The organism is Aporhodopirellula rubra (assembly GCF_014192335.1).
Classification (GTDB): Bacteria; Planctomycetota; Planctomycetia; order Pirellulales; family Pirellulaceae; genus Rhodopirellula; species Rhodopirellula rubra.
On record NZ_JACHXU010000012.1, the window covers coordinates 20545 to 37807 of the forward strand.

A 17263-nucleotide genomic window follows, 5' to 3' on the forward strand; every position below is an offset into this window, starting at 1 on the left:
TCTCCACTCATAAGAATATTCTCCAATGAATGATGCAATCGGATTGATTGAAACCAAAGGCCTGCTTCCCCTCGTCGAAGCAACCGACGCGATGGCCAAAGCGGCCAACGTCGAAATCGTCAAGCGAATCGACCTCGGTGGCGGACTCGTCACGACCGTCGTCAGCGGTGACGTCGGCAGCGTACGTGCAGCCGTCGAAGCCGGTGCTGCCGCAGCCGCTCAAATCGGCGAACTCGTCAGCAGCCACATCATCCCACGTCCTGCCGACGGTCTGATCGGGGCTTACTTCAGCTAATCCCGGTCTCCAGGGCCCCTCGTTTCTCAAGGAAGATTCCCATGCTCATCCTCGTAGCGAATCTGGGTAGCACCAGCTTCAAATACAAACTGCTCGACGTCAGCGGTGACCTCCAATCGCCCGACGTGCGACCGGACGACCGTGTGCTCGCACGCGGCGCGGTTGAACGGATCGGCGACGCGTCAACGAGTCGTTGCGAAGTCACCATCGGTGATTATCACAACGAATCGGAGATGCCGGTTCCCGATCATGGCGTCGCGGTGCAGGCGTGTTTGGATCAACTAACCGATCCGCAAAACGGATGTTTGAAAGACGCGTCCGAAGTATCTGCGATCGGTTTCAAGGCCGTTCACGGTGGTCGCAAAAGTGGGACTTTTTTGGTCGACGATGACGTGCTCGACGCGATGGCGGAAATGAATGCCGCCGCGCCCGCGCACAACCCGCCCTATATCGCCGCAATGAAACTGCTGCGAGAACGTTTTCCCAATTTGCCGTTGGTTGCCGCCTTTGAAACGGAATTCCACGACACGATTCCGAAGGCCCGTCGCGCTTACGCGATTCCTTCGAAGTGGCGTGACGAATACCAAGTCCAAAAGTGGGGCTTCCACGGATCGAGTCACCGATTCATCGCCGAACGCGCCGCCGAATTGCTCGGCCGCGACGACGCGAGAATCATCTCCTGCCACCTCGGCGGCAGTAGTTCGTTGACCGCGATCCAGAACGGCCAAAGCGTGATGACGACAATGGGCATGACCCCTCAAACCGGGCTCCCCCAGAACAACCGCGTCGGAGACTTCGACCCGTTTGCACTTCCGTTGTTGATCGAACGAACGGGCCAATCGCTCGAAGAGTTACTCAAACAACTGGCGAGTGAAGGCGGACTCAAAGGCCTCAGCGAAAAGAGCGGTGACCTGCGGGATATCGAAGCGGCCGCGGATGAGGGTGACGAAAAATCAAAACTCGCGTTGTCCGTTTTCGTCGAAGAGATTCGGCGTCACATGGGCGGCATGATCGTCGCCATGGGTGGTCTCGATGCGATCGTCTTCACCGGCGGTATCGGCGAGAACTCCGATGTCGTTCGCGGAGCCGTTTGTGCCGGGCTCGATGGCCTCGGTATTCAACTCGACACCACCAAGAATCAAAACCATCACACCGAATCGAAGCAAGCGGGCGGCGAAGGCAGCCTGCACGACGGATCCAGCAACGTTCAGATTTGGGTCATCCCAACGAACGAAGAATGGATCGTCGCGAAACGGGCAAAGAAAGCAATCGGCTGTTAATCAGTCGCTGTTCTATCCAAATCATTTCCCCACTTCCCATTTCCCATTTCCCATTTCCCAGCATGTTCCTAGCACGCGTCACCGGATCGATTGTCAGCACCCAAAAGGTGGAATCGATGAAGGGCCACAAGCTGTTAATCGTGGAGCCGTATCGGCTCGACACCGACAGCCGCGAACGGTTGCTCACGACCGGTCGGACGTTCATTGCGGTCGACACGTTGGGAGCCGGCGAAGGGGATCTCGTCTTGGTATGCCAAGGCAGTTCAGCACGATTGACCCCCGAAACCAAAACGCTGCCGATTGACGCGGTTATCACCGGCATCATCGACAGCGTTCATGTCGAAAAGAAATCGGTTTATTGCCGGAAAGACGGCGACTAAACGCGGCTCGCCAGCATCACGCATGCTGTCCGCCACGTTCTCGCTCGTTTCCCAATACCTGTCACCTGAAACCCACTGACCTCTCATCATGCAACTTGACGAATCAATCATCCGCAACGTTGTCGCTGCGGTCCTATCCGAAGTCGGTCCGATGCCGGCCGGTTCGAACGCGCCGCTGAACAGCCATGTCCCCGCTGGGGCAGGTCGCAACGGAGTCTTCACGGATGTCAACGAAGCGGTCGCCGCCGCCAAAGCCGCTCACCAGCAGCTTCGTTCGCGCAGCATGGAAGAACGTAAACAGGTCATCGACATCATCCGCCGAATCAGCATCGACCAGTGCGAAGAGCTCGGCCTGATGGAGATGCGGGAAACCGGCATCGGTCGCCCCGAACACAAGATCGAAAAACTCCGCACCCTTGGAATGCTCGCACCGGGAACCGAGTTCCTGCAAACGAAAGCATTCAGCGGTGATCACGGTCTCGCCGTCATCGAACGTTCGCCGTTCGGCGTCATCGCCGCAATCACGCCCGTCACCCACAGCCTGCCGACCATCACCGGCAACGCCGTCAGCATGATCGCCGGCGGCAACTCGGTCGTCGTCAACCCGCACCCGTCGGGCAAGAAAGTCGCCGCCGAGGGCGTTCGCCGGTTCAACGAAGCCATCGCGGCCGAAGTTGGTATCGACAATCTGATCTGCGTCATCGCCGAACCAACATTGGAAACGGCTGACACGCTTTTCGCCCACCGTGACATTGCACTGATCTGCGTCACCGGCGGACCTGCCGTGGGACGTGCCGCACTCCGCAGTGGCAAACGTGCGATCGTCGCCGGACCGGGCAACCCGCCCGTCGTTGTCGACGAAACCGCCGACTTCGACAACGCCGCCCGTTGCATCATTCAAGGTGCGGGCTACGACAATAACCTGTTGTGCATCGCCGAAAAAGAAGTCTTCGTCGTCGACAGTGTCTTTGACGAAATGATGGCCGCGATGCGACGTGCCGGTGCGGTCCAGCTCGATGCCTCGCAAATCGCCAAACTCACCTCACAAGCGATCACGAAAGTCGGCGACGACCAACACGACGCCGCCGCGAAGGACTTCATCGGCAAAGACGCCGCCGTGCTCGCCCGTGCCGCGGGCGTGAACGCCCCTGAAAGCTGCGAAGTCGTCTTCGGCGAAACCGACGAACATCACCCGTTCGTCACCGTCGAACAGATGATGCCGTTCCTACCATTCGTGCGTGCACGCGACGTTGAGCACGCCATCGCGATGGCAAAAGAATACGAACACGGCTTCCGCCACACCGCGATCATTCACTCACGCAATGTTCGCAACATGACCGTCATGGGCCGCGAACTCGACACCACCCTTTACGTCAAAAACGGCCCCAGCATGGCGGCACTCGGCCTCGGCGGCGAAGGCTACCTTTCGTTCTCGATCGCCGGTCCAACCGGCGAAGGCGTGACCAGCCCCGAAACGTTCACACGTGAACGGCGCTGCAGCATGGTCGACGAACTGCGAGTGGTCTAAAGCACCATGCAAACAGCCCGAGTACTTGGACACGCCCGTGCAACGGTCAAGCACGATTCGCTCGTCGGTCGCCGATTGGTGATCGCGCAGCCGCTCTTGCTTTCCGGTGACGCCGACGGGCCTCCCTTGCTCGTGCTCGACAAACTCGGTTGCCGCAGTGGTGACCTAGTTGTGCTCACCAGCGACGGAACCGCGGTGCGTGACATTACCGGATCCGACGTTTGCCCTGCACGCTGGAGCGTGTGCGGCCTTGTCGACTGAAACCGTTCGACCGCAATCGAACGCCTGAACCCTTTTTCAAAACTCCCTTCAACGAAACCAATCGTCTCTCGTGTCCCGAATCGTTGCCCCCTCTAACGTCGCGTCCTCCACGGGTGCCGCAATCGACATCGAGTCGATTGTTCGCCGCGTGCTGAGCGAATTGAAGGTGATGGGGAACCAAGACGCAGCGGCCAAGCCCACCGGCCCGCTCGTCATCACCAAGCGGGTCATTGCGTTGACGGACGTTGAAGCAATCGCCACCACCGTCAAGCAGATCGAACTGCCTTCGCGAGCCGTCGTTACCCCGGCCGCCCGCGATGAACTGCGACACCGTGGTATCACGATCACCAAAACCAATACCAATACCGACCAAACCGCGACCGCCACACCGACAACGACTCCTGCCGTTCAGCCCGGAACGCGTGCGATCGATTTGCAAACCGACGGCGACGTCAGCGCCACGATGCTTTCGTCAGTCAAGAAACAACTCACCCTTCGCGGGATTCGACTGTGCAACCGAGCCTCGGTCACCGTCATCCTCTCGAGTCGTCCGGCGACAACCGCTCATCACTCGTGCGGCGGAGATCGATGCGTCGTCTCGATTAACCGTCTCGATGATGTTCGTCGATTTCTCGCTGAACTCAGCCCCAACGTTTTCGTCCTCGACGTCATGCACTTGCATCTCGTAGCGATCACGGGGGCGATCACCACGATTGCCAAACCATCGATCGCGACCCAGTCGCGTCCCCAAATCACCGTTGCGGGAGGTCTGTCATGAAGATCGCTCGAGTACTCGGTTCCGCCACGTTATCGCGAATGCACCCGGCAATGCATGCCTCGAGCCTGCGATGCGTAGAAGTCGTCGAACGGATCGACGACCTGCAGAAAAAGGTGCCAGGAAACGACTTGATCATTGCCTGGGATCTCTGCGGATGCGGTGAGGGTGACCTCGTCGCTCTCGCCGAAGGCCCCGAAGCGGCCGCCCCGTTCAAACCCGACGTCAAACCGATCGACGCGTCGATCGTCGCGATTCTCGATCACCTCGAAGTCGATCCGTCGAACTGATTCACTTAATTCCCCGTTCACCCTCTCCTCCCAACCAGTCGCACTCCTCCAACTCCCCAAAGTAATGCCATGGAAAACCTGCACAAAATCAAACAAGACATCTGCGACATCGGCAAACGGATTTACAACCGACAATTCGCCGCGGCTAACGACGGCAACATCACCGTCCGCGTAAGCGAGAATGAAGTCCTCTGCACGCCAACACTGCACTGCAAAGGCTTCCTCAAACCCGACGACATCTCGCTCGTCGACATGACCGGAAAGCAACTGTCCGGACGCAAGAAACGATCCAGCGAAGCGTTGCTGCACCTCGAGATCTACAAACAACGCGATGACATCCGCAGCGTCGTGCACTGCCACCCGCCACACGCAACCGCCTTCGCGATCGCTCGCGAGCCGATTCCTCAGTGTATCCTTCCGGAAGTCGAAGTGTTCCTCGGTGACGTGCCAATCACGAAGTACGAAACACCTGGTGGACAAGCCTTCGCCGACACGATCATCCCTTACGTTAACAAAACGAACGTAATGATCCTCGCCAACCACGGCACGGTTTCCTACGGCGAAACGGTCGAACAAGCCTACTGGTGGACCGAGATCCTCGATTCGTACTGCCGCATGCTGTTGCTCGCCAAACAACTCGGCAACGTGTCGTTCCTCGACGAAGAGAAATCACGCGAACTGCTCGACCTCAAAGAGAAGTGGGGCTACGCCGATCCTCGCAACACGCCTGATTTCAAGGACTGCGACATCTGCGCCAACGACATCTTCCGTGAATCGTGGGCCGACACCGGCGTCGACCGCCGTGCGTTTCCAGCACCACCCCCAATCAAAACTTCGCCTGCAGCGACCAACGGCGCGCCATCGGCACCCGCCGGAGTCGACGAAGCCGCGTTGGTGAAAGCCATCACCGACGAAGTCATGCGTCAAATGGCTAAGAAGTAAACGAAAATCACGCGTCTCCACGAGATGCGTCTCACTTCGCCCTCCCTCCGGGAGGAACGAGCGAAGAGAGGGGCGGGTCGGAAATCGATTCCACCGCAAAACCCTCCCCGGCCCGAAACGGGCCGATCCTCCCAAAGGGAGTGTGAAGGCAAAACTCGTCAATTCCTCCGCACACCCTCAACCCACTCCACTCCCACACCACTGAACATCACTATGAAAGTTTCGATCATCGGCGGCGGCGGTTTGGTTGGTTCGTGTGCCGCGTATGCACTTCAGTGCGGCGGCCTTGCCAACGAAATCGCACTCCTGGACGTCAACGAAGAACTCGCCGTTGGACACGCACTCGACCTGCAGCACGGATCACCCAGCGTTGCCAACCAGAAATTCGCGGGCGGCGGATACGAACACATTCCTTCGAGTGACGTGATTTGCATCACCGCGGGTCTGCGACGTAAACCCGATGAATCGCGGTTGGACTTGATCAACCGGAACACCGACCTGTTCATGCAAATCCTGCGTGACGTCAAAGCGGCCGGGCCGAAGCCATCGGCAATTGTGCTCGTCGTCAGCAATCCGGTCGACATCCTCACCTATGTCGCCGCTCAAACGCTCGACCTGCCGGTCGGCCAAGTCATCGGACTCGGAACGCAACTCGACACGATTCGCTTCTGTTCGTTGATCGCCGAACAACTCGGCGCGCCTCCTGCACAAACCAAAGCGTTGATCCTCGGCGAACACGGCGAGTCGATGGTGCCGATTTGGAGCAGTGCAACAATCGCCGGTTTACCACTCGAAAAGTATCCCGGTTGGAACCCGTCGCTCGCCGGTGAATTGTTCACCCGCACCCGCGGCAGTGGTGCTGAAGTCATTAGCCGTAAAGGCGGTGCCGGGTTCGCTGTCGGAATCGCGATCCGTGATTGCATCGACGCGATCATCTTAGACAACGACGTCGTCCTGCCGATCAGCAGCGTGCAAAACGGATGCTACGGCGTCCGCGATGTCGCACTCAGCGTCCCAACGGTTCTCGGTCGAACGGGCGTTCAAGCGACCATGGAAATTGACCTGTGGCCGAAGGAAGTCCAAGGGATCCGTGCCAGCGGCACGGCACTCCGCAAGACGCTCGACACGGTTCTGCAACGGATTCGCTAACCACGATGCTGACATGCTAGTGATCAACGGATGAACGCCCACTCGCGAAATCGCCCCGGCGAATCGCGAGCACCAACGGAATTCATCTTGAGTCACAGCCACCGGAGTCATAACGGCGGTACGCAAAGATCACCGCCACTGAAAGCCCTCCGCGTGACTTTCAAAACCATAAACCCAGCAGTGACCAAACCGGCGGGAAGCCAATTCAACGTCGCACCCAAATTCGAATCACTGTCCCCGCAAACGCAGTGTTGTTTTGTACCGTTCTATGCTGGACGATTACGTTTAGGCGACTATGTTATATGACTCCCCACTGACTGAAGTGGGGCTATTCGAGAAGACGATCGCGTCGACTCGGGGACAGGCAAAAGATCTCGAAAATCGATAGTTTGTGTTCGCCGGTGTGCGGATTGGACCTCTCAATTTCGCCTCCCAAGATGAGAAGACGCGGCAATTTGTCCAGTCTAAGTATTCTAGGCTTTTTGGGTTATTGTGGTCTTTCTTCTGAATCGGTCTTAGATAGACTGACTGAACAAGAAAATCGAGATGGAACCGATTTGCGCCCCGACGGGGTGCGTGGGGTAATGGGATTAGCATGTAACGGCTGCGTATTTCAGCGTTCCTCGCACCCCCTCAGGTCGCAAATGGGTTTTCTCTCTCTCATTTTGATGGCTCTCTGGTCGAAGAGACCGCCGACGAGACGCTTTAATTAGCCCAGATTTGCTCGTAGACCGCCGGCCCAAAAATCATCAGGCCGATGCCGATCGCGGTGATCGACGCCATCAAAACCGCAGCGGCGGCGACGTCGAGTGCCCGCCCGATTCTCGGATCCCGCTCGGGATGCACAACGCCGACCAATAGCTCGACCGCCGTATTGAGCAGTTCCGCGGTCAGCACTCCGCCGATCGCGAAAAACAGGGCCACCCATTGCCATTGCGGTAACCGAAGCACGCCGGCGAGTACCAACACAACGGCCGTGACGCTCAGATGCACGTAGAAGCTGTTCTGATCGCGAACCGCCCAAAACAGGCCTGAGAACGCGACTCGGAATTTATTGCTCCACGCGCGTAACATGCCGCTACTCGATTCCTTCCACACCCGGCGGCGGAATTTGCTGACCGCCGAGACGTCCGAGTCGTGACGACGGCAGGAACCGCGGCTCGACCATAAATCCGAAACTGGTGTTATCCCGTCCGGCGTCGACGTTCGCTCCGATTTGAACCAGGAACGATTCGCCGATTCGTGTCAAACCGAACGACTGACCGACGTTCCCCGTTTCACCGAAGTCGTAGGTATTACCGGCCGAGACGATCCACTTTTCGTTGAGCCGATGATCGAGTTTGGTTCGCAACACCGTGCTACTGATCGGGCCTTCGAGTGAGAGCAGACCGACGTAGAAATCGCCGACACCCGGTCGGCTCGTCCTCACACCGCCACTGAACGACCGCAATCCCTCGTCGAACCAATCGATGTACCCGTCGCTTAACAAAGTCACGCGGTCGCCGAGGTTGTACTGAGCGTCGTAGATTGTCGGGCCGAGTGTTTCGCCAAAGTTATCACGGTCCTGTTTCGGGAACAGGATTGTCTCAATGTCCAACCGGAACAGGTCGACGATGCGTTCACGTCCGGGCAAGCCGCGTTTGGTTTGGAAGCGATGTTTCATTCCGAGACGCAGTTGCTGCAGATCATCCGCGACCGTGTCACTCGGACTGGTCACGTTCCGCTGAATCCCTTGCCGCAACGCGTAGTTGCGAGGGTCGTACTGATCGGCGAGCGTTCCGCCAAACGTGTCGTTAATGAACACGCGCCGGAACTCTTCTTGGGCGTTGTCATCGAGCGGGTCGTAAAGCGGCAGGTCCTGATAATCCGTGTCGCTGTCGGCGTAAAAGTACTCTGCCGACAAATCGACTTTGTGCGCGAGTCCGCGAACGTTCAGCAGACTGCTTTGGATCGTCGAGTCGACACGCGAGAAGGGCAGGTTCGCTCGAATGCCTCCGCCGCCCCACAGACGTGTCACCGAATCTCCGTCAACACCTTCGCCGTAGTAAGCCGCCTCGCCGATCGCAAACGGAGCGATTTTGGCGACGCCGGCTTGGATCGGCATCGAGAGTTCTTGACGGGTTCGCGTCACCACGCCTTCCCGGTCGAACTCGCCGGGCAGGACAGAGGTGTTCGCCGCGATGACGGGATCCAACGGTACTTCGGCGGTGTTCAGTTTTTCGTAACCCGCTTCGTTGTGCATCGACCACGTCAGTCGATCCCCTAACAGCGATCCGCCCAACGCGTAGTGGTTGAAAGAGGGAACCCGTTCGGTTTCTTGATAGAAGTCGTTGATTTGGATATTGAAGTTTGCATCGAACAATTGCGAGCCCGCGTATTTGCGAAGCCGCATGCCGGTGGTCCGATCGGGATCCTGATCCCATTCCTGTTCGAAATACTGTTCCAGGAAATTACGATCGCTGAGGTAGCCCAACTCCGCGACGAATTCCCATCCGCCGGGAAGGTAGTGACGATGCTTCAACGTCGTTCGACCGCGAAGGTCTTCTTCGGGTGTAAGCTCGCGCCGGCCACGACCGAGCACATCGAGCCCGTCGTCCTTGATCGTGTAACTGTCATACGTGCCCGTCACGGGACCGGCGATCCCGAACATGCTCGACCGTGTGTACGTCGTTCGCCCGCCGATCGCGGGGCCTCGGTCGCTGAGGTAGTCCGTCAAGAGAATCGACTCGACGCCATCGGGCGCGTTCATGCCCAGCAGTTGAAACAGATCCCATTCGAGCAGCACTTGGCTACCGAAAATGTCATCATTTTTGATATCCGCCCCGGTGAGGTAGAACGTCGGCTTGCGGAGCGGCGTGGAGAATCGCGGCCAATACAGCACCGGGATTCCGCCCAAGTAAACAAAGTTGCCACCACTCGAAACATATGGCTCACTATCCGGGACGACTTGCCCCGTCGCTTTATCGACCCGAGCGGTCGGTTTTTGAGTGAGCGATAACTCGTTGCTTTGCAACCAATAACGAGGCACACCCATCCGGCTGCTCGTGACGGCGGCGTTGTTGGCGATGTAGTTGCCACGGGCGACCTGACGCATCACTTCGGCTTTGACGCGAACGGTGCCTTGGTATTGTGGGATAGTCGCGATCGCCTCGGCATCGAGAACCACGCCGATTTCGCGAGACGCGTTGTAGTACATCGCGTCGGCATAAATGATCTGCTCGCCCTGACGAACGACGATATCGCCTTCGAGGTACAGTTCGCCTTCGGACGCCGCGGCACTCGCTGCGCCGGTAATGATATCGCCCAACGGTGGTGTCCAAGCGACGATGCGGTTGGCCGACAATGAAACCGTTCCGAGAGGCACGCGAAGGCCCGTCGGAGTTTGCGCAGTGAGATCGCGGACGAGGACGGTAATCCCGCCACGCGCGATTACGATCGTTTCGTTGTCAGCGACGCGAGTAATCGTTTCAAATTCAGCAGGTCGTGACGCACCACGCGAGAGTATCTCGACTGTCTTGCTGCCGCCACCGATCGAATACGACCAACCACCCGTCGTACCGCCGTCACCGGTCAGGATCGGAGGTTCGGGTAGCGGCATGACTGGATCAAACGAGCCCGCTTCGGGATAGGCGGGCGCCGCGTATGGCGACTCCGGATACGGGGATGCTGGATTCTGGGACGCCGAGTAGGGAGATGCCAAATTCTGCGGACCGGCAAAGCCACTAGAGGCCCCAGCGGAGCCGTTCGGTTGGTTCGGGTATCCGTTGAGTTGGTTCGGGTCGGTCACAATGCCGGACTCATCCCATACCAATCCCGTGGGCGGCATGCTCTGCGAGTTGGGCGCCGCGTTCGGTGTCGAGTTGGGAACCGGCTGAATGTATTGAACGGGAACGATCCCCGACGAATTCGACTCCGTCGGCAGGTTAAGCGGCGCAGTCTCGATTGCCGGTTCGTTTGTTGGCGCCGTTAGACCGCACTTGGTCCACCACACCGAGGGCACGTCAGTCGATCCGCGATATTGCTGCGCCCGAATCTCCGGCGGCGCCGTCAATCGCAAGTGCGCCACGATCGGTTCGCGGGTCTTCTTGTTTGATCCGATTTGGACTTTGTCCATCAACAGATGAACGTCGATCGAGTTACCGATCCCGTCGACGACAAAGAAAATTGATTCAGCCTCGAATCGCTTTCCTTGATGTTCCAAAACACAGTTACCTGTCAGCAACGTGCAATCGAGGGACATCGGTAGCGCGTACAAACTCGATGATGAGGCAGGTTGCTCGCGCTGCCAACGGTACACCGTTTGGCCGCGAACCGAGAGCACGTCGTCAACCGGAGTCGCCGCGATACGCGTGGGTCGTTCCGCCGCTTTCGGGGGTGCCTCCCCGCGTGAAACACTGCCCCCCATGCACAGCCCGATTGCCATGAGCAGGAGGACTCGAATCGATTTTTGCCGAGTCGCGGGCGCAGCGAAAAGTCTCGCACGAACCCAATTCTTTTTTGGATCAGAGCGAGTCAGAAGTTCGTTTCGAGAATCGGCAGTGGCCAAAAAGGCGACTTCAGGGAGGAATGGGTATAGAAAACACGGCTTTTTTCGTGGCTGCCCCAACGAAAGCAGTCCGTCTCGGGCGACATTACGAAAGCCAACGTTCCATCCACAAGCCAAATTCCGATCAACGCAAATCGCATCCACGAAACGCGATCGATTCTAGAGTGCCTGCGTTTTTTCACCGCCCGCTAAACGACGCGCCCAAACCGCCGGGAAACTCGCTGCAAGGAACCTTTTCCTGTTCCTGCGCCTATTTCCTGCGCCTGTCCCCGCGTACGGAATCGGCAAATCGGTCGCAGGTCCATTGCGTTCCCAGATGCAGGCAGTCAACAATGCCGCGAACACGATTGCAGGCCCCGGTTCACCTGAAATTGGTCCACTTCAGTAGAATTTGGTCCACCGTCTGGCAGGGGTCGCTACGAAGAACCTGGAGCCGGTAGTGTTTGCTTGGGGCCGACTGACGTCTGAAACACCTCGGGCGTACACGAACTCGTCGGCAATCAACAACACCTCTGAGCCTCGTGGCGTAAAGAACGTGGCGTAAAGAACGTGGCAGTTAAAACAATTGTGACTTCGATTCCGCAGGTCAGCCAACGCGAGAGTCCTGCATCGATTTTTTTTGGTGGTGATATTCCTAGGGTGATTGATTGATGGCAGCTCCACGACTGGTTGAACCCGTGGTTCGCTTTTGCGCGGTGATCTCGCGACATGCGGAGGCTCGCCAGTGGGCTCTGCAACGGCTGACGCAGCGTTGGGGCGCGACGGCAGAAATCTCCTTGCCCTCGTCATTCACCGCGGGTGGTTTCTACGACGACGAGATGGGAACCGGCCTGACGAAGGAACTCGTCGCGATCGAACAGTTCGCTGATCCGGCGGGGCTCGCCGATTGGAAAACCACCACGAACGATTGGGAACGCGAATACGCCGAGACCGCCGACCACGAGGAAACCAGGCCGCTGAACCTCGACCCCGGTTACGTCACCCAAGCCAAGTTGGTACTCGCGACAATTAAAGATCGCGACCATCGTTTGTATCTGAAGGACGGGATCTTCGCGGAAGTCACGCTGAATTTCATGGGCGGTCGTTGGGTCCATCATCGTTGGACCTATCCCGACTATCGCACCGATTCGGTAGCCGAGTTCGCGATGCGATGTCGCGATCGGTTGCGTTCGCATCTGTTGGAAACCGGCGGATTCCGTCGGGTTTGATGGGAGCTGCCCGTGAATAATGGCATCTCGTTTCGATGCCAAATTCACCATCGCTTCGGAGCCCTGCCACCGCAATGATCGTGTTTTTTGCGTTCACATCAGACAAATTTAAATCTGGACCTCAGGGTGCTGTTTTTCCCCTGCTGCATGCCTTAGCGGTTACACGGGGCCGGTTGAGCCAAAGATACCTTTCATTGAGAGCGTACCTTTTGCACAATCTGCTCTTAATCGCTCCGGCAATAAATGAACGAGTGTCGGTGCGTCCTCTTCACTATCCGCTCGTCGTCTAACCTACCGTTGTCATTGTGAATCCGGTCACCTTTTCCATTTTGGCCATCGTCGGCGTTGCCGTTGGTGGGTTACTTCTCGGCGGCGTTCGTGTCCGCAAAATCGGACTAGGGTCCGCTGGCGTGATGTTCGTCGGGATTCTCGCGGGCCACTGGGGAGCGACGCTCGATCACGAGGTCGCGGAATTCGCGAAAGAATTCGGCCTCGTGCTGTTCGTGTTCACGATCGGATTGCAACTCGGACCCGGGATTGTGCAACTGTGGAAGGACCAAGGACTCGTTCTCAACGGATTAGCGGTCGCTGTGGTGGTGATGGGCGTCCTGTTGGTGCTGATGTTTCATTCGATCATCGATTTGCCGGCCCTCGCCGCGGGCGGTTTGTTCAGCGGTGCGACCACCAACACCCCGTCGCTCGGTGCGGCCCAGCAAGCGGCGGCGACCGTTGCCGAAGAGGGCACCGACTTCGGGATGCTCGCATCGGCATACGCGGTGGCCTATCCCGGCGGTATCCTCGGGATCATCGCGACCATGTTGATCATGAAATCGATTTTCAAAATCGACGTCGAGGCGGAAGCGAAGTCAGCGGCGAGCCTTACCGGCGAACGATTCGAACCGATCATTCGCAGATGCATCGAAGTTGACAACGAACACCTGTCCGAGCGTCGGTTCGGCGAAATCCCCGGCATCGAGGAGACCGGAGTCCGCGTATCGCGAATCAAGCGAGGCGATTCGCTCACCGTCGACCCCGCAACGGACCAAACCGTCCTTCACCCTGGTGACATCATTCAGGTCGTCGGGACCGAGGCGGGTCTCAACCGATTCGAACCTCTGATCGGTCGGCCGTCTGATTTTGATTTGATGGAATATACGAGCAACGCGTGCCACCGCCGCATCGTGGTGACCGATCCCGAAGTGATCAACAAAACACTCCGCGATCTGTCACTGGACCTGATCTACAACGCAACCATTACGCGAATCATTCGCTCGGGCGTCGAAATGCCCGGCCGTGGGTCGAGCCGTTTGCAATACGGGGACGTGCTGCATGTGGTCAGCGATGAAGAGTCGCTCGATCGAGTAGCGAAGTTGCTGGGTAACTCGCTCAAAGCGATCAACGAAACCCAATTCGCCCCCGTTTTTCTCGGTATCTTCGTCGGCGTGGTCGTCGGTATGATTCCGATCTCGATTCCCGGCGTTCCGTTTCCGGTGAAGCTCGGCCTCGCCGGCGGACCGTTGATCGCCGCAATCGTCTTCAGCTTGCTCGGCAAAGTCGGCAAGTTCGTGTGGCACATTCCCTTCTCGGCCAACTTGGCACTGCGTGAGTTGGGCATCATCATGTTCCTGGCCAGTGCGGGATTGTCGGCCGGAAAGACGTTCTTCAGCGTCGCGCTGACATCGCAGGGGCTACTGTGGATGCTCGCCGGATTGGTCGTCACGATGGTGCCGCTGTTGATCGTCGGTTTGGTCGGCCGCCTGGTGTTCAAGGTGAACTACCTCACTCTCTGCGGCGTGATCGCGGGCAGCATGACGGACCCACCTGCACTCGCGTTCGCCAACACGCTCAGCGATTCATCGGCATGTGCCACCGGATACGCCGCCGTTTATCCATTGACGATGGTCATGCGAATCGTCGCCGCCCAAACCATCATCTACATGCTGTTCGCTTAGAAGTAACGACGTTCTTTCGAACGTGGTCCACCGCCTGGTGACGGTGGCTACGGCAAAGAGCGAGGCGTTCTCGGGGAGAACGAACTGCCTGCGAGTCAGAAGATTTTGATTGAGTTGGGCGACGGATGTTCGCGCATTAAAAAAGCCCGCTGCGTTGGCAACGGGCTTTTTTCTGTTCTCGTTAACGTGTCGTTTTAGCGAGCGACGACGACTTGTTCGCTGATCACGTCCGCGGTCAGGATCGCTTTGGCGGTGATCGACTTCTCGCCTGCGGTCTCGATCGTCAATGCGGATCGCTGAGCCCCCCGAGCGCTGTCTGGGGTCATCTTAATGCTCAGCACGTGGATCTTCTTTTCGGCTCCGTTGTTGTCGAATTCGACATTCCAACCGGGGCACTTGATCGACGCGATCGCGAACGGTTCCCGTCCGGTGATCACGAGTCGTTGGACCAACTCTTGGTCCGGTTTAACGGTGCCAAAGGCGATCGATTTTGGCGAGATGTTCAGCGAAGTGACCACGTTGCCCGAAACACGCAGTGGCACGCGAGGCATGCTGCGATCGTTCGTTTGCACGATCACTTCGTCTTGGAACGTTCCGGCGGGAGCGTCTTCACGAACGGCGATTGTCAACTCGTACGTTGCTTTGCCCGGTCCCCGTTCGATCTGTTTGAATTGAGGGATCAACCACGATTGGTTAGCGCGGATGTCGACGACTTGCCAATCGCTGCGTCCGGCGTAGTAGATTTTCGTTCCGCCCGTTTTGGCTTCGCCTTGGTTGATGGTCCCGAATTCAACGCTACCGGGATGGAAGACCATGTCACTGCGGATGTAACCGTCGACCTTCAACTGGACTTCGCTGTAAAACGGCTGATCGATCACGACAGTAAGGGTTGCCCCCTTCTTGCCACGGAAGGTCGGCGTGTTGAAGCGAGCCAACAGGTAACCTTCACCGCCGGCAGGGATGTAGTTCGACGAAAGAATCGGAGTCGTGCAACCACAACTCGCCCGTACCTCTCGGATGTGCATGTCTCGACCGGTCGTGTTACGAATCGGGAACTTGAATTCCGTCTTCGACGCTACGGCAACCGTGCCAAAGCTGTGGCTTTTCACCGGGAACACTGCGTCAGACCAATCTGCATGAGCAGCTGTTGTCGTTACGACGACAGATGCAGGCACACAGGCCATTGAGACGAAGCAGATCAAGAAAGTATTCAATCGAGCCATCACAGGTCTCCTCCAGGAGACGGGGTTAGGAGGTCGGGGCAGCCGAAAAAGCACCGTCACATCGGTAGCAGTCGACTGGTTACGGTCAATAGTACAGTTGCTTTGCGGACGGGCAAGGCAGCCCGGGGGGTAATTACGTAAATCTCGCAGATTCTTTGGCTTCACCAAGCATCTGATAATCACTAATGTGATTTTGCGGGTCCGACCGGACATGCAAAAATGATCTGGTGATCGGTTCGTTCGGATTGTTAGGTTTGCAATGTCCCCCCAGACGCCTTTGCGATCCGACGACCTGCGAACCGAAGACCGATACGATGTCCGATTTTGAATCCCCGCTGGTTTCTCCGCGTATTCTGATTTCTCGGATGAGCGCGATTGGTGACGCGATCTTGACGCTGCCGGTCGCCTGTTGTTTGCGGGATCATTTCCCCGACGCCTACATCGGGTGGGTCATCGAAAAGAAGTCGGCACCGATGGTTCGCGGCCATCGCGACATCGACAGCGTCATCGAACTCGAACGCGGATGGTTCACTTCGCCCAAAGGGATCCTCAACGCGAGATCGATCCTTCGGGAACATCGCTTTGACATCTCAATCGATTGCCAGGGCAATTCCAAATCCGCACTCGCTGGCAAACTGGCCGGTGCGAAACAGCGAATCGGTTTCGCCGGCAAACACGCGATGGAGCTGAGCGGGTTCTTCAACAACGAAAAAGTAACGCCGGTATTCCATCACGTCACCGACCGATCACTCGAACTGCTCACCCCGCTCGGAATTCACCACCCCGACGTTCGCTGGGACCTGCCGCTCGAACCGGGCGATCGAAAATGGGCGACGAGTTATCGCAATTCGATCCGCGCTCCGCACGTCGCGATCCTGAATCCAGGCGGCACGTGGCCATCCAAATTGTGGGAGGCCGACCGATTCGCCTCCACCGCTCGCTACCTCGCCGACCGATACGGATATCACAGCCTCGTCGTGTGGGGATCTTTCGAAGAAAGGTTGATGGCCGAGGAAATCGTCGAATTGTCCGGCAAGACCGCGACCCTCGCCCCCGACACCAGCCTCAAAACACTCGCGGCCCTGATCGAAACGGGAGACCTTTTCATCAGCGGCGATACCGGACCGTTGCACATGGCGGTCGCGTTGAAAACACGAACGATCGGGCTCTACGGCGCGACACGTCCCGGCGACAGCGGCCCGTACAACGAAGTGGCATTGCAGTTGCAGTACGAGTCCGGCAGCCGACGCCATCGACGCAAAGCCGACAACCGGGCCATGAAAGCCATCGGCGTGGAACACGTTTGTGCGGTCATCGACGAAATGCACGCAGGTTCGCTTTCGCGAGCCGCCTAATCGACTGCCGACCGGACGACGAAACCTGGAACGCGTTAGGATGTTGGCAATCACACCCGTCGCCGCTCCATTGACTCCT

The 17263-nt window shown here is 57.9% G+C and carries 15 protein-coding genes; 12 read left to right on the forward strand and 3 right to left on the reverse strand.

Features of this window, described 5'->3' with window-relative positions; all coding sequences use genetic code 11:
* The first annotated feature begins 25 nt into the window (after window positions 1-25).
* From FHS27_RS16625 to FHS27_RS16665, 9 genes are all read left to right on the forward strand, one after another.
* Complete coding sequence (locus FHS27_RS16625) at window positions 26-295, forward strand: BMC domain-containing protein (protein ID WP_184306030.1); 270 nt, start codon at window positions 26-28, stop codon at window positions 293-295.
* A gap of 41 nt (window positions 296-336) precedes the next feature.
* A complete protein-coding gene (locus tag FHS27_RS16630; protein WP_184306031.1) occupies window positions 337-1575 on the forward strand; it encodes an acetate/propionate family kinase in 1239 nt (412 codons plus the stop codon).
* Between the two features lie 62 nt (window positions 1576-1637).
* Window positions 1638-1955: a EutN/CcmL family microcompartment protein gene (locus tag FHS27_RS16635; protein WP_009102685.1), complete on the forward strand. Its 318-nt coding sequence runs from the start codon at window positions 1638-1640 to the stop codon at window positions 1953-1955.
* An 88-nt stretch (window positions 1956-2043) separates the two neighbouring features.
* Window positions 2044-3483 (forward strand): aldehyde dehydrogenase family protein, encoded by a 1440-nt coding sequence (locus tag FHS27_RS16640; RefSeq protein WP_184306032.1) that lies wholly within the window; start codon window positions 2044-2046, stop codon window positions 3481-3483.
* Between the two features lie 6 nt (window positions 3484-3489).
* Window positions 3490-3744, forward strand: coding sequence for a EutN/CcmL family microcompartment protein (locus FHS27_RS16645; RefSeq protein WP_009102681.1), 255 nt, complete (start codon window positions 3490-3492; stop codon window positions 3742-3744).
* A 70-nt stretch (window positions 3745-3814) separates the two neighbouring features.
* Window positions 3815-4522, forward strand: coding sequence for a hypothetical protein (locus tag FHS27_RS16650; protein ID WP_184306033.1), 708 nt, complete (start codon window positions 3815-3817; stop codon window positions 4520-4522).
* The gene (locus FHS27_RS16655) at window positions 4519-4809 is read left to right on the forward strand and encodes a EutN/CcmL family microcompartment protein (protein ID WP_009102677.1); all 291 of its coding nucleotides are present in this window, start codon (window positions 4519-4521) and stop codon (window positions 4807-4809) included. Before FHS27_RS16650 ends, FHS27_RS16655 begins: the two co-directional genes overlap by 4 nt.
* 69 nt (window positions 4810-4878) lie before the next feature.
* Complete coding sequence (locus tag FHS27_RS16660) at window positions 4879-5751, forward strand: class II aldolase/adducin family protein (RefSeq protein ID WP_184306034.1); 873 nt, start codon at window positions 4879-4881, stop codon at window positions 5749-5751.
* A gap of 213 nt (window positions 5752-5964) precedes the next feature.
* On the forward strand, window positions 5965-6900 hold the full coding sequence (locus tag FHS27_RS16665; RefSeq protein WP_184306035.1) for a lactate/malate dehydrogenase family protein: 936 nt from the start codon (window positions 5965-5967) through the stop codon (window positions 6898-6900).
* A gap of 705 nt (window positions 6901-7605) precedes the next feature.
* Here FHS27_RS16665 and FHS27_RS16670 read toward each other — a convergent pair.
* Window positions 7606-7974, reverse strand: coding sequence for a diacylglycerol kinase family protein (locus FHS27_RS16670; protein ID WP_184306036.1), 369 nt, complete (start codon window positions 7972-7974; stop codon window positions 7606-7608).
* Between the two features lie 4 nt (window positions 7975-7978).
* Window positions 7979-11590, reverse strand: coding sequence for an organic solvent tolerance protein OstA (locus FHS27_RS16675; protein WP_184306037.1), 3612 nt, complete (start codon window positions 11588-11590; stop codon window positions 7979-7981).
* A gap of 506 nt (window positions 11591-12096) precedes the next feature.
* Here FHS27_RS16675 and FHS27_RS16680 point away from each other — a divergent pair.
* Both FHS27_RS16680 and FHS27_RS16685 read left to right on the forward strand, forming a co-directional pair.
* A complete protein-coding gene (locus tag FHS27_RS16680; RefSeq protein ID WP_184306038.1) occupies window positions 12097-12654 on the forward strand; it encodes a DUF4416 family protein in 558 nt (185 codons plus the stop codon).
* A 305-nt stretch (window positions 12655-12959) separates the two neighbouring features.
* On the forward strand, window positions 12960-14606 hold the full coding sequence (locus FHS27_RS16685) for a putative transporter (RefSeq protein WP_184306039.1): 1647 nt from the start codon (window positions 12960-12962) through the stop codon (window positions 14604-14606).
* 194 nt (window positions 14607-14800) lie between these two features.
* Here the strand turns inward: FHS27_RS16685 and FHS27_RS16690 are convergent, their stop codons facing one another.
* On the reverse strand, window positions 14801-15829 hold the full coding sequence (locus FHS27_RS16690; RefSeq protein WP_184306040.1) for a DUF1573 domain-containing protein: 1029 nt from the start codon (window positions 15827-15829) through the stop codon (window positions 14801-14803).
* A gap of 314 nt (window positions 15830-16143) precedes the next feature.
* Here FHS27_RS16690 and FHS27_RS16695 point away from each other — a divergent pair, with 314 nt between their 5' ends.
* A complete protein-coding gene (locus tag FHS27_RS16695) occupies window positions 16144-17184 on the forward strand; it encodes a glycosyltransferase family 9 protein (RefSeq protein WP_246419946.1) in 1041 nt (346 codons plus the stop codon).
* The last annotated feature ends 79 nt before the right edge of the window (window positions 17185-17263 follow it).

What these genes read in the sequence shown, in the direction of transcription:
- FHS27_RS16645 (WP_009102681.1), top strand. Translation starts at nt 3,490, where the DNA reads ATGCAAACAGCCCGAGTACTTGGACACGCCCGTGCAACGGTCAAGCAC.
- FHS27_RS16635 (WP_009102685.1), top strand. Translation starts at nt 1,638, where the DNA reads ATGTTCCTAGCACGCGTCACCGGATCGATTGTCAGCACCCAAAAGGTG.
- FHS27_RS16630 (WP_184306031.1), top strand. Translation starts at nt 337, where the DNA reads ATGCTCATCCTCGTAGCGAATCTGGGTAGCACCAGCTTCAAATACAAA.
- FHS27_RS16670 (WP_184306036.1), bottom strand. Translation starts at nt 7,974, where the DNA reads ATGTTACGCGCGTGGAGCAATAAATTCCGAGTCGCGTTCTCAGGCCTG.
- FHS27_RS16625 (WP_184306030.1), top strand. Translation starts at nt 26, where the DNA reads ATGAATGATGCAATCGGATTGATTGAAACCAAAGGCCTGCTTCCCCTC.
- FHS27_RS16690 (WP_184306040.1), bottom strand. Translation starts at nt 15,829, where the DNA reads ATGGCTCGATTGAATACTTTCTTGATCTGCTTCGTCTCAATGGCCTGT.
- FHS27_RS16655 (WP_009102677.1), top strand. Translation starts at nt 4,519, where the DNA reads ATGAAGATCGCTCGAGTACTCGGTTCCGCCACGTTATCGCGAATGCAC.
- FHS27_RS16680 (WP_184306038.1), top strand. Translation starts at nt 12,097, where the DNA reads ATGGCAGCTCCACGACTGGTTGAACCCGTGGTTCGCTTTTGCGCGGTG.
- FHS27_RS16640 (WP_184306032.1), top strand. Translation starts at nt 2,044, where the DNA reads ATGCAACTTGACGAATCAATCATCCGCAACGTTGTCGCTGCGGTCCTA.
- FHS27_RS16660 (WP_184306034.1), top strand. Translation starts at nt 4,879, where the DNA reads ATGGAAAACCTGCACAAAATCAAACAAGACATCTGCGACATCGGCAAA.
- FHS27_RS16695 (WP_246419946.1), top strand. Translation starts at nt 16,144, where the DNA reads ATGTCCGATTTTGAATCCCCGCTGGTTTCTCCGCGTATTCTGATTTCT.
- FHS27_RS16665 (WP_184306035.1), top strand. Translation starts at nt 5,965, where the DNA reads ATGAAAGTTTCGATCATCGGCGGCGGCGGTTTGGTTGGTTCGTGTGCC.